This is a genomic window from Myceligenerans salitolerans, assembly GCF_017349295.1.
Taxonomy (GTDB): Bacteria; Actinomycetota; Actinomycetes; order Actinomycetales; family Cellulomonadaceae; genus Myceligenerans; species Myceligenerans salitolerans.
Window position 1 is genome coordinate 25240 of record NZ_JAFMPK010000019.1, and the last position, 11839, is coordinate 37078.

At 72.4% G+C, this 11839-nt stretch carries 10 protein-coding genes; 7 read left to right on the top strand and 3 right to left on the bottom strand.

Annotation, left to right across the window (positions count from 1 at the left end):
• Positions 1 to 12: 12 nt before the first annotated feature.
• On the bottom strand, positions 13 to 873 hold the full coding sequence (locus tag J0911_RS02095) for an SDR family oxidoreductase (protein ID WP_207273745.1): 861 nt from the start codon (positions 871 to 873) through the stop codon (positions 13 to 15).
• A gap of 110 nt (positions 874 to 983) precedes the next feature.
• Between J0911_RS02095 and J0911_RS02100 the strand changes: the two genes are divergently transcribed.
• The 4 genes from J0911_RS02100 to J0911_RS02115 all read left to right on the top strand — a co-directional run bounded on the left by J0911_RS02100 (position 984) and on the right by J0911_RS02115 (position 3776).
• On the top strand, positions 984 to 1343 hold the full coding sequence (locus tag J0911_RS02100; RefSeq protein WP_207273746.1) for a winged helix-turn-helix transcriptional regulator: 360 nt from the start codon (positions 984 to 986) through the stop codon (positions 1341 to 1343).
• 81 nt (positions 1344 to 1424) lie between these two features.
• On the top strand, positions 1425 to 2084 hold the full coding sequence (locus tag J0911_RS02105) for an ABC transporter permease (protein WP_207273747.1): 660 nt from the start codon (positions 1425 to 1427) through the stop codon (positions 2082 to 2084).
• Positions 2081 to 2779 (top strand): ABC transporter permease, encoded by a 699-nt coding sequence (locus tag J0911_RS02110; protein ID WP_307864868.1) that lies wholly within the window; start codon positions 2081 to 2083, stop codon positions 2777 to 2779. The genes J0911_RS02105 and J0911_RS02110 overlap by 4 nt, the downstream gene beginning before the upstream one ends.
• 88 nt (positions 2780 to 2867) lie before the next feature.
• Positions 2868 to 3776 carry an ATP-grasp domain-containing protein gene (locus J0911_RS02115; RefSeq protein WP_207273748.1) on the top strand — a complete coding sequence of 303 codons (909 nt, stop codon included), beginning with the start codon at positions 2868 to 2870 and terminating at the stop codon, positions 3774 to 3776.
• Positions 3777 to 3790: 14 nt separating this feature from the next.
• Here J0911_RS02115 and J0911_RS02120 read toward each other — a convergent pair whose 3' ends face one another.
• The gene (locus J0911_RS02120; RefSeq protein WP_207273749.1) at positions 3791 to 4435 is read right to left on the bottom strand and encodes a TetR/AcrR family transcriptional regulator; all 645 of its coding nucleotides are present in this window, start codon (positions 4433 to 4435) and stop codon (positions 3791 to 3793) included.
• A gap of 86 nt (positions 4436 to 4521) precedes the next feature.
• Between J0911_RS02120 and J0911_RS02125 the strand changes: the two genes are divergently transcribed.
• Together J0911_RS02125 and J0911_RS02130 are read left to right on the top strand one after the other, a co-directional pair.
• Positions 4522 to 6684, top strand: coding sequence for an MMPL family transporter (locus tag J0911_RS02125; protein ID WP_207273750.1), 2163 nt, complete (start codon positions 4522 to 4524; stop codon positions 6682 to 6684).
• Between the two features lie 105 nt (positions 6685 to 6789).
• Positions 6790 to 7815: a glycine betaine ABC transporter substrate-binding protein gene (locus J0911_RS02130; protein WP_207273751.1), complete on the top strand. Its 1026-nt coding sequence runs from the start codon at positions 6790 to 6792 to the stop codon at positions 7813 to 7815.
• A 63-nt stretch (positions 7816 to 7878) separates the two neighbouring features.
• Here the strand turns inward: J0911_RS02130 and J0911_RS02135 are convergent, their stop codons facing one another.
• Entirely contained in the window at positions 7879 to 10326 is a 2448-nt protein-coding gene (locus J0911_RS02135; RefSeq protein WP_207273974.1) for a Tex family protein, read from the bottom strand.
• A 200-nt stretch (positions 10327 to 10526) separates the two neighbouring features.
• On the opposite strand from J0911_RS02135, the gene J0911_RS02140 reads away from it, so the two are divergent.
• A complete protein-coding gene (locus tag J0911_RS02140; RefSeq protein ID WP_207273752.1) occupies positions 10527 to 11750 on the top strand; it encodes a glycosyltransferase in 1224 nt (407 codons plus the stop codon).
• Positions 11751 to 11839 lie beyond the last annotated feature (89 nt).

The following is an 11839-nucleotide window of genomic DNA, read 5'->3' on the forward strand; positions in this document are numbered from 1 at the left end:
TGTCGTGGCGGCCTACCGGAGGAGGGACCTGACGGCCTCACCGAGCGAGGCCGGAGCACGGCCGAGCAGGCGTCCGAGGTCCTCGCTGTCGGTGGCCAGCTCGCCGTCGGCGATCGACCGGTCGATCGCCACGAGGAACCCGGCGGTGCCCTCGTCGACCCCCGCCTCGGAGAGCGCCGAGTGGTACGCCTCCGGCGTGAGGTCCTCGTACACGACCTCCGTGCCCGTGACGTCGGTGACCGCGACGGCGAGGTCCGCGAGGGAGAAGCCCGGACCGCCGAGTTCGTACACCACGTCGCCGTCGACGTCCTCGAGGAGCGCGGATGCCGCGGCGGCGGCGTACTCCGCGCGCGGGGCGGCGGAGATCAGGGCCGCGCCCGTGGCGCCCAGGATCCGGCCGGTACGCAGGTACTGGTCGGCCTGGTCCGTGTAGACCTCGAGGTACCAGCCGTTGCGCAGGACCGTGTGCGGCACTCCCGCCTCGCGCAGCACCCTCTCGGTCTCGACGTGCTCGGGTGCCACCGGATTGCCCGTGTCACCGGCCCGCAGGACGCTCGTGTAGAGAATGCGCCGCACCCCGCCGGCCTTGGCCGCCTCGATGACCGCGGTGTGTTGCGGGACGCGCCGGCCGATCTCCGATCCGGAGACGAGCAGCAGACGGTCGACCCCGGACAGGGCAGCGGTCAGGGTCTCCGGCCGGTCGTAGTCGCCTTCCCGGACGCGCACCCCGCGCTCGGCGAGATCGTCCAGCTTGCCCGGCGTGCGCGCGATCGCGACGACGCTGTTCGCCTCGACCCCTCGATCGAGCAGCTCCGCGACGACCAGCCGGCCCAGATGCCCGGAGGCACCCGTGACCGCATAGACCTGTGACATGGTCGGCCCTTCCCTTCGGTTGTACTTTCAAATCGAAAGTACCATACAGCAGGTTGGCGCTATAGGATGGGACGACCCCGTCGGGGGCACGAGGCCGAGAAGGAGGCTCGATGACGCGGCACGATCCCGCGACCGGACCCAGCCCTGCGCTGGTCGCCGACGTGTTCGCCCGCGACTGCGCCTCGCGCGCCGTCTTCGACGACGTCACCTCGAAATGGGCGTCGCTCGCCCTGCTCGCCCTGCTCGACGGCCGGACCCGCTTCAACGCGCTACGACGCCGGGTGGACGGCATCAGCGAGAAGATGCTGTCCCAGAACCTGCGGACGCTGGAGCGCGACGGGCTCCTCGTCCGCGACGTGGTGGACGTCATCCCGGCCCGCGTCGAGTACGAGCTCACCCCGCTCGGGCGGGAGGTCGCGGGCCACCTGCGCGCCCTCGCCGACGTCCTGGAAAGCACCGTCAACCGGTGACGGCACCGCACCCGGCACCGCGACACGAGGCCCGCGCCGCATCCTTCGTCGATGCCGGCCGGGCGCGATAGCGTCCTCGCCATGGCCGCCAACCCCTGGTTCTCCTGGACCTACGTGGTCCAGAACGCGGACACCCTGTGGGAGCACACCGTCCAGCACGCCGCGATCACGGTGCAGTCGGTCGCGATCGCCGCGGCCATCGCCGTGCCACTCGGCATCCTGGTCTCCCGGGTCCGCTGGCTGTCCGGCATCGTGATCGGCACCGCCGCCGTGCTCTACACGGTGCCGAGCCTGGCACTCTTCGCCATCCTGGCGCCCCTCCTGGGCATCGGACGCACCCCGGTGCTCATCGGCCTGGTGATCTACGCGCTGCTCGTCATCCTGCGCAACACCGTGGCCGGGCTCGACGGCGTCGACCCGGCCGTGCTGGACGCCGCGCGGGGCCTCGGCTACGGGCCGGTACGCGTGCTCGCCCGGGTGGCGCTGCCCAACGCGCTCCCGTCCGTCGTCGCCGGCCTACGGCTGGCCACGGTGTCGACGGTCGCCCTCGTCACGGTCGGCGTCGTCGTCGGCTACGGCGGGCTCGGGCAGCTGATGTTCCAGGGCTTCCGCAACAACTTCTACCGTGCCGAGATCATGACCGCGACGCTCGCCTGCGTTCTCCTCGCCCTCGCGCTCGACCTCACCCTCTGGGCCGGAGGGCGGGCCCTGACCCCGTGGCGCGGAAAGGGACACGCGTGAACGTCGCCGAGGAAGCCCTTCTGTGGCTCAACGACCCCCTGACCTGGACCCGGCAAGGCGGGATCATCGACCTGGGCATCGAGCACCTGGTCATGACCGCGGTCGCCGTCGCGCTCGCGGCCGCGTTCGCGATCCCGCTCGGCGCCTGGCTGGGGCACACGGGGCGCGGGGCCGGCGCCATGGTGGCGGTCGGCAACGCCACCCGCGCCATGCCGACCCTCGGCATCATCCTGCTCCTGGCCGCCGGCGGCCTCTTCGGCAACACGGCCACCGTCCTCGCGGCGGCCGTCTTCGCCGTACCGGTGCTGCTCACGAACTCCTATGAGGGCGTGCGAGGGGCGGACCCGGCCGCGCGTGACGCGGGCCGGGGAATGGGCATGTCGGGCACGCGCGTCCTGCTCCACGTGGAGCTGCCGCTCGCCACCGGGCTCATCGCGGCGGGGCTGCGCACCACCATCGTGCAGGTCGTCGCCACCATCCCGCTGGCCGCGCTGGCCGGCGGCGGAGGGCTGGGACAGATCATCGCCTTCGGGATGGGCACCCAGCGGTACGGACAGGTGCTGGCGGGCGGCGTCGTCGTGGCGCTGCTCGCCCTGGTGCTGGACGGACTCCTGGCGGTGGCGCAGCGGCTCGTCACCCCGGCGCCCCTGCGGGTGACCACGTCGCGGCGGCGGGGAGCTCGCGCGGCATCCTGAGCCCACTGCCTCCGCCCCGCGGGCACCGGCGGCGTCTGCGGCACGAGCCGGTAGGACACCCGTCACGTGACGCCGCTACGCTCACGATGTGACTGAGAACCACCGCGTGGCACTGGCCACCTGCTCCGTCCTGCCCGAGCTCGACAAGGGCGACCAGCCGCTGGTCGCCGCGCTGGCCGAGCGGGGCGTCACCGCCGAGCCCGCGGTCTGGGACGACGCCCGCGTCGACTGGTCGTCGTACGACCTCGTCGTGGTCCGCTCCACCTGGGACTACTCGGCCCGGCGAGACGAGTTCGTCGCCTGGGCGAAATCGGTGCCCACGCTCCTCAACTGTGCCGACGTGCTCGAGTGGAACACCGACAAGCGCTACCTGCGCACCCTGGAGGCGTCGGACGTTCCCGTGATCCCGACCATCTGGCTCGATCCGGCCCGGCATCTGTCCAAGCGCGCGGTTCACACGCGGATGCCGGCCTTCGGCGACTTCGTCGTGAAGCCGGTGGTCAGCGCCGGCGCCAACGACACAGGGCGGTACCAGCCGGTGTCAGCCGAGTCGCGTGCCCTCGCGATCGAGCACGCGAAACGCCTGCTCGACGGCGGCCGCTGGGCCATGATCCAGCCCTACGTCACCTCGGTGGACACGGCGGGCGAGGCGTGCCTGGTGTTCCTCGACGGCGAGCTGACGCACTCGGTGCGCCGCAACGCCCTGCTGGACGGCCCGTTCCGTCCGACGCAGGGGCTGTACGCCACGGAGGAGATGCGGCCCTTCACCGCGTCGGCCGAGCAGGTCGAGGTGGCACGGAAGGCGCTCGAGGTGGCACAGGCCGAGCTGGGCGCCCGTGAGCCGCTGCTGTACGCCCGTGTCGACCTGGTCACCGGCGACGACGGTACGCCGATGCTCATGGAGCTCGAACTCACCGAACCGTCCCTGTGGATGCAGCTGGCGGGAGACGTGGACGCCTTCGGCACGATGGCGGACGCGATCCTGCGACGGCTCTGAGCCGCCGGCACGGGTCAGGGCGCGGCCCCCGGTCGGCCTCGCTCGGTGGACAGGTAGCCGACCAGCGCCCGGTGCAGCTCGGCGGCAAGCGCCTCGGCCTCGTCGCCGTCGGCCTCGGTGATCAGCGGCATCATGCCTCGGACGAGCTGGATGGCGACGGTCGCGACACGGGCGGACTCGTCGGGCGCGACGCCGGGAAGCAGCTGGGAGATCAGGGCGTGCACACGGGCGTGCAAGGCGTCCTGCACCGGGGCGACGGCCGCCCGCAGGCCGGCCGGCATGTCGGTGCGGGAGAAGAGCGCCTTGAACCCGGGGTGGGCGCGGTTGAACGCGACGATCTGTTCCAGCAGGCCGCCCACGAGTGACCCGACGTCCGGGTCGGCACCGACCCGGACGGCGAAGGTCGTGCCCGAGAGCTCGTCGAGCCGTTCGGCGTAGTACTCCGACAGCCCCTTCGCGACCTCGTCCTTGTTACGGAAGAACTGGTAGAGCGAACCGGGTGAGATGCCGGCCTCGGCCGCGATGGCGTTGGTCGTGGCGGCGTCGTACCCGCGATCGGCGAACACCACGGCCGCCGCGCGCAGGATCTCCTCGATGCGTCGCCGTCCTCGGGCCTGGCGCCGCGGCCGGGCGGGCTGCGCCGCGTGCTCGTCGGTCATGTCTCTCCCCTCCTCGACAACACGAGCGATCACTCGTATTCTCTCGATGCGAGTAGTCGCTCGTAAACCTTACCGAGGAGATGCTGATGCTCACCGGTCTCGCGACCCGTTTCCCCCGCCGCGTGCTCGTCGCCGCCGCCGCGCTGTTCGTCCTGCTCGCCGGGATCGCGGCGACCACGGCCGACGCTCTCGCCCTGAACCGCTACGAAGCCCCGGAGTCCGAGTCCGTCGCGGCCCGCGAGTTCCTCGGGGAGCGGTTCGGCACCTCCGCCCCGAACGTGGCGGTGCTGATCACGGCGGCGGACGGCGACGTCGACGACCCGGGAGTCGCCGCGGTCGGCCGGGAGCTGACCGCGACCCTGGCCGCGTATCCGGGCGTACGGGACGCCTGGTCGTACTGGAGCCCGGCCGCACCGGACACCCTCGCGAGCGAGGACCGCCGGCACGGGCTCCTGCTCGCCTGGGTCCCGGGCGATGCCGACCACGTCCGCAGCGAGGTCCTGCCACGCCTCCAGGCCGACCTCGTGCAGGGAATCGACGCGCCGGAGGTGCGCGTCCAGCTCGGCGGAAGCGATGAGGTCTTCCGGGTCGTCGCCGAGCAGGCACGCACGGACTTCCTGCGGGCGGAGCTCGTCATCATCCCGGTCGTCACGGCACTTCTGTGGCTGGTGTACCGGCGGATCGCACCGGCGCTGGTGACCCTGGGCGTCGGCCTGTTCTCCGTGGTCGGAACGCTGGCGATCCTGCGCGGCGTCACGGCCTTCACCGAGGTGAGCACCTTCGCCGCCAACATCGCGCTCGTGATGGGCATCGGCCTCGGCGTGGACTACAGCATGTTCCTGGTCCACCGGTTCCGCGAGGAACTGGCGGACGGCAGCCCGGTGCCGGCAGCCGTGCGGCGCACGGTCTCGACGGCGGGCCGCACCGTGGTCTTCAGCGGGCTGACCGTCGCGGCCTCCCTGTCGGTCCTCTTCGTCTTCCCCTACCCGTTCCTGTCGTCCTTCGCCTACGCCGGCATCGCCGTCGTCGCGACCGCGGTACTCGGCGCCCTCGTGATCGTGCCGGCCGCCCTCGGCCTGCTCGGGCACCGGGCCGCGAGAAGGCAGCCGGCCAGACCGGGCAGCACGAGCGAGAGCACCTTCTGGTTCCGGGTGTCCTCGGCGGTGATGCGCCGTCCGCTGGCCGGTGGCGCCCTCGGGCTCGTCGTCGTGCTCGGCCTCGGCGCTCCGGCGCTCGCGATCGACTTCGGGGCCCCGGACGACCGTGTCCTGCCGGCCGGGCAGCCCGTGCGGGACATGTACGACGTGATCCGGGAGGACTTCGAGACCGAGGACGCCGACGCCGTCCACGTCGTGGCGCGGGACACGACGGACGAGGCGGTCGCCGGGTACGCGGCGCGGCTGTCCGAACTGCCGGGCGTGCTGCGTGTCGACTCGGCGGCCGGTGCGTACGAGGAAGGCGGTCGCGTCGGCGACCCGGGCCCGTACGGGCCGGAACGCTTCACGGACGGCACGGCGCACCGGCTCGCGGTGGTTCCCGCGGGAGAACGCCTGGCGGACGACCCGGTCGGGCTGGTGCGGGACGTGCGTGCCGTGGAGGCGCCCGGCGACGTGCTGGTGGGCGGTTACCCCGCGGAGCTCGCCGACTATCGCGACGGGGTGGTGGAGCGGCTGCCCCTGGTCGCGGTGCTGGTCTTCGTCGTCACGTTCGCGGTGCTCTTCCTGATGACCGGCAGCGTGCTCGCCCCGGTCAAGGCCACCGTGCTCAACCTGCTCTCGCTGACCGTGATGTTCGGCGTCATGGTGTGGGGATTCCAGGAGGGCGGGCTCGCTCCCGTCCTCGGGTTCACGACCACCGGGGTGATCGAACCGAGCGTCCCGATCCTCATGTTCTGCATCGCCTACGGCCTGTCGATGGACTACGAGGTGTTCCTGCTCTCCCGGATCAAGGAGGACTACGACCGCACCGGTGATCCCACCGGATCCGTCCCGCGCGGCATCGCACGGTCGGCGCCTCTGGTCACCGCGGCCGCACTCATCCTCGCCGTCTCCTTCGCGATCTACGCCAGCAGCCAGGTGTCCTTCCTGCAACAGCTGGGCATCGGGATGGCGCTGGCCGTCGCGGTGGACGCCACCATCATCCGCGGAGTTCTCCTGCCGGCCTCGATGCGCCTCCTCGGCCATGCCAATTGGTGGGCACCGCGACCCCTGCGGCGGCTCCACGACCGGATCGGCCTGCGCGAGGGCTGAGCGGCCGGCACCCTGAGCGATTCCCCCTTGCCAGCGCCCCCCGGTCACGATCGAATAGGACAGTTCGACCGTAGAACACCAGTACACAGCAGAACCGGAGTCACGATGCGCCTCGCACGCACACCTTTGTCCACCCCGCTGCGCCTGGCCGGCGCGGCGACCGCCGTCGTCGGCCTCACCCTCCTCACCGCGTGCGGCGAGCCCGGATCCGCGGGGGGTGAGACGTCCGGCGGCGCCACCACGGTCGCCGCCACCTGCGAACCGATCCCCGGTGACGAGATCGTCGTGCTCGACGACGACCAGAACCTCCAGACCGTCGACAACATCATCCCGGCGGTGAACGCCGACACCGCCGCCCAGTACCCGGAGCTGGTCGCCGTGCTCGACGAGGTGTCGGCCGCGCTGGACACCGACACCCTCATCGCCCTGAACCGGTCGGTCGACATCGACCGGGAGAAGTCCGAGGACGTCGCCGCGGAATTCGTCGCCTCCGCGGGCATCGAGGTCGACGAGGCCGAGGAGGCCGGGCCGGTCACGATCGGTGCCGCCGACTTCGCCGAGAGCGCGACGCTCGGGAACATCTACGCCGAGGTGCTGCAGGACGCCGGGTACGACGCCGAGGTCACGACCATCGGCAACCGCGAGGCCTATCTGCCCGCACTGCGGAAGGGTGAGCAGATCCAGGTCGTACCCGAGTACGTCGGAACACTGACCGAGTTCATCAACGTGGACGTCAACGGCCCCGACGCCGAGCCGGTCGCGAGCAGCGACCTGGGCGCCACGGTGGAAGGGCTGCGCGGGCTCGCGGACGAGGTCGGGCTCGTGGTGGGCGAGCCGTCGGACGCGCAGGACCAGAACGCGTTCGCGGTGACGACCGCGTTCGCCGAGGAGCACGGTGTCACGACGCTCTCCGAACTCGCGGAGACCTGCGACGGGCTGATCCTCGGCGCCGGGCCGGAGTGCACCGAGCGCCCGTTCTGCCAGCCGGGGCTCGAGGAGACGTACGGGCTGACGTTCAGCGAGTTCCGCTCGCTCGACGCCGGCGGACCGCTCACCAAGGAGGCGCTGAAGCAGGGTGAGATCACCCTCGGCCTCGTCTTCAGCTCGGACGGGTCCCTGAGCACGCAGTGACGCCCGCGCGGGCCGGCCGCCGTGACGTCTCCAGGCGTCGCGGCGGCCGGCTGTGCGACACGGTCAGGCCAGCCCGGCCCGCCGGAGCGCGTCCGCCATGGCCGTGTCCGCCGGCGCCGAGGACTTGCCGCCCCGGCCGCCCTGGCCTCCGCGGCCCTGCCCGCCCCGGCCACCTCGGCCGCCGTTGCTCCGCCCCCGGCCGCCACCCGGGCGACCGCCGGACCCGCGACCGTCGTCGGGCCCGTCGCCGGCGCGCGCGCTGCCGCCGGTCGCGCCGCCCGCGACGCCGACCTCGTCGTCCAGGCGCAGCGTCAGGGCGATCCGCTTGCGCGCCACGTCCACGTCGAGCACCTTGACCTTGACGATCTCGCCCGACTTCACGACGTCGCGCGGGTCCTCCACGAAGCGCTTGGACATCGCCGACACGTGCACCAGCCCGTCCTGGTGCACACCGACGTCCACGAACGCACCGAAGGCGGCCACGTTCGTCACCTGCCCCTCCAGGATCATGCCCGGGACCAGGTCCGCCAGCGTCTCCACGCCGTCCGTGAACGACGCCGTGGTGAACTCCGGCCGCGGGTCACGGCCCGGCTTCACCAGCTCCGCGAAGATGTCGGTCACGGTCGGGAGGCCGAACTGGTCGTCCACGAAGTCGGTGGGCCTCACGCCCTTGAGCGCTCCCTGGTTCCCGACGATCCCGGTCACCTCCGCCCCGGTCGCGGCGACGATCCTCCGGGCGAGCGGATAGGCCTCCGGGTGCACCGACGAGGCGTCGAGCGGCTCGTCACCGCCGCGGATCCGGAGGAAGCCGGCGCACTGCTCGAAGGCCTTCGGCCCGAGCCGTGCCACCTCCTTCAACCCCGACCTGGAGGTGAACCGGCCGTTCGCGTCCCGGTGCGACACGATGCTCTCCGCGAGAGTCCTCGTGATCCCCGAGACACGCGACAGCAGCGGCGCCGACGCCGTGTTCAGGTCCACGCCCACGCCGTTCACGCAGTCCTCCACGACGGCGTCGAGGGACCGCGAGAGCTTCGTCTCGGTGACGTCGTGCTGGTACTGGCCCACGCCGATCGACTTCGGGTCGATCTTGACCAGTTCCGCCAGGGGATCCTGCAGGCGGCGCGCGATCGACACGGCGCCGCGCAGGGACACGTCGAGGTCGGGCAGTTCCGCCGACGCGAACGCCGACGCGGAGTACACCGACGCCCCCGCCTCGCTCACCATGACCTTCGTCAGGCCCGGCAGGTTCTTCGCGAGCTCGGCCGCGAGCTTGTCGGTCTCACGCGAGGCGGTGCCGTTGCCGATCGCGACGAGTTCGACCTTGTGCTTCATGGCGAGGGCCCCGAGCGTGGCGAGCGCCTCGTCCCAGCGGTTCCGGGGCGCGTGGGGGTAGATCGTCGCCGTGTCGACCACCTTGCCCGTCGCGTCCACGACGGCGACCTTCGTCCCGGTACGCAGTCCCGGGTCCAGGCCCATCGTGGCGCGGGACCCGGCGGGCGCCGCGAGCAGCAGGTCACGCAGGTTGGCGGCGAAGACCCGCACGGCCTCGTCCTCGGCCTCCGTGCGCAGCCGCAGCCTCGCGTCGATGCCCAGGTGGACGAGGATCTTGGTGCGCCAGGCCCAGCGGACGGTGTCGCCGAGCCACTTGTCACCGGGGCGCCCTTGCTGCCGGACGCCGAACCGGTCCGCGATCTCCGCCTCGTAGGACGTCGGCACCCCGGGCTCGGCGTCGGGTTCCGGCTCGATCACCAGATCCAGGACCTCCTCCTTCTCACCGCGGTACATCGCCAGGATGCGGTGGGACGGAAGGCTCGCGAGGTCCTCGGAGTAGTCGAAGTAGTCGGCGAACTTGGCGCCCTTCTCGGCCGCGCCGTCCCGCACCCGGGAGACCATGCGCCCGCGTGCCCAGAGCCGCTCGCGCAGCGTGCCCAGGAGATCGGCGTCCTCCCCCATGCGCTCGACGAGGATGGCACGCGCGCCGTCGAGGGCGGCCTTGACGTCGGCCACGCCCTTCTCGGCGTCGACGTAGGCGGCCGCAGTCGGCTCCGGATCGAGACCCGGGTCCCCGAGGAGCGCCTCGGCCAGCGGCTCCAGGCCCGCCTCGCGCGCGATCTGCGCCTTGGTGCGCCGCTTGGGCTTGTACGGGAGATAGATGTCCTCGAGCCGGGACTTCGTGTCCGCGGTGAGGATCCGGGCGCGCAGCTCGTCGGTGAGCTTCCCCTGCTCCTCGATGGACTGGAGGATCGCCGCCCGCCGTTCCTCCAGCTCGCGCAGGTAGCGCAGCCGCTCCTCGAGCGTGCGCAGCTGCGCGTCGTCGAGCGTGCCCGTCACCTCCTTGCGATACCGGGCGATGAACGGGACCGTCGCCCCGTCGTCCAGCAGGCCGACCGCCGCGGCGACCTGGTTCTCCCGGACACCCAGCTCCTCGGCGATGCGCGCGTTGATGCTCTGCACTGTCCCCCACCTCGTCGGATCCAACCGGCTCTGCCTCCGCAGGCCGCATCGAATCATGCCAGGAGACACCGACACGCGTCGCCTCGGCCCGGCCTGGACGCACCGCCGACGACGAAAGCGAGGGACGACGAAGGCAAGGAGAGAACTCTCCTTGCCACTCTCAACGTATAGCGCACGGGGGGTCTTGCGGCAAGGCCCCCGTCGTCCCACAGAATCGCCGGACCTGGCCGATACTGCCGACGACGGAGGAGCACACGATGCGGGTACTGCTGACCACCTACGGGTCACGCGGGGACGTCGAGCCGATGGTCGCGCTGGCCCTGGCCCTGCGGGAGCTGGGCGCGGACGTGCGGGTCTGCGCGCCACCGGACTTCTCCGGGCTGCTCGACGAGGCACACGTCCCGCTGACGCCCGTCGGCCGGCCGATACGCGCCCTGGCGACGGGCCTGCTCGCCGGCGAGCGGCCGAAGACGCTCCCGGAGATCACGGCCGAGCTGGCCGCCATGGCCTACGAGGCGGTGACGGCCGCCGGGGACTGCGACGCCGTGGTGTCCGCGGGTGTGATCGGGATGCAGGCCGGTGTGCGGGCAGCCGCGGAGAAGCGGGGCGTCCCGTACACGGGCGCGACGTTCTCCACGAACTTCGTGCCGTCGCCGCACCACCCCCCGGTGCCCTGGCCGGGCCAGACGTTCCCGGACGGGGAGACCGACAACCGGGTGCTGTGGGACCTCAACGGCGAGCACCTCCAGCGGCTGTTCGGCCCGCCCGTGAACGCTCTCCGCGAGTCGTGGGGGCTGTCACCGACCGGAAGCGTGCGAGATCTCGTGCTCGGCGACCACCCCTTGCTGGCCTCCGACCCGGTTCTCGCACCCTGGGAGCCGACACCGGACCTCGACGTGACCCAGACCGGCGCGTGGACGCGTCCCGACGAACGTCCGCTGCCTCACGGCCTGGAGGAGTTCCTGGCGGCCGGCGCACCGCCCGTGTACGTGGGGTTCGGCAGCATGCCGCTGCAGGATGCCGAGCGGACCGCCCGGGCGGCCTTCGACTCGGTCCGGGCCCATGGCCGGCGCATCGTGCTCGGCCGCGGCTGGGCCGCCCTGGCGCCGGACGGGACGAGCGACGACTGCCACGTCGTCGACGAGGTCAACCAGCAGGACCTGTTCCGCCGGGTCGCCGCCGTCGTGCACCACGGGGGCGCCGGCACCACCACGACGGCCGCCCGCGCGGGCGCCCCGCAGGTGATCGTGCCGCAGGTCGCGGACCAGCCGTACTGGGGCGGCCGCGTGGCGGGGCTCGGGATCGGGGCGGCCCACGAAGGGCCCGTGCCGACCACCGACTCCCTCTCGGCCGCCCTCGACACCGCGCTGTCCCCCGAGACGCGGGCCCGGGCCGCCGCGGCGTCCGGCACGGTCCGGACCGACGGCGCGCGGACAGCCGCCCGGCTCGTCACCGCCTGGGACCCCACGGCGGCTGGTTGACCCGCACCCAGCCCGCGAGCACCGCCTGCCCCACCGGCCCGGATCACGCCCGTCCACACCCGCCCGGCTCACGCCCGTCGCCCCGGGCG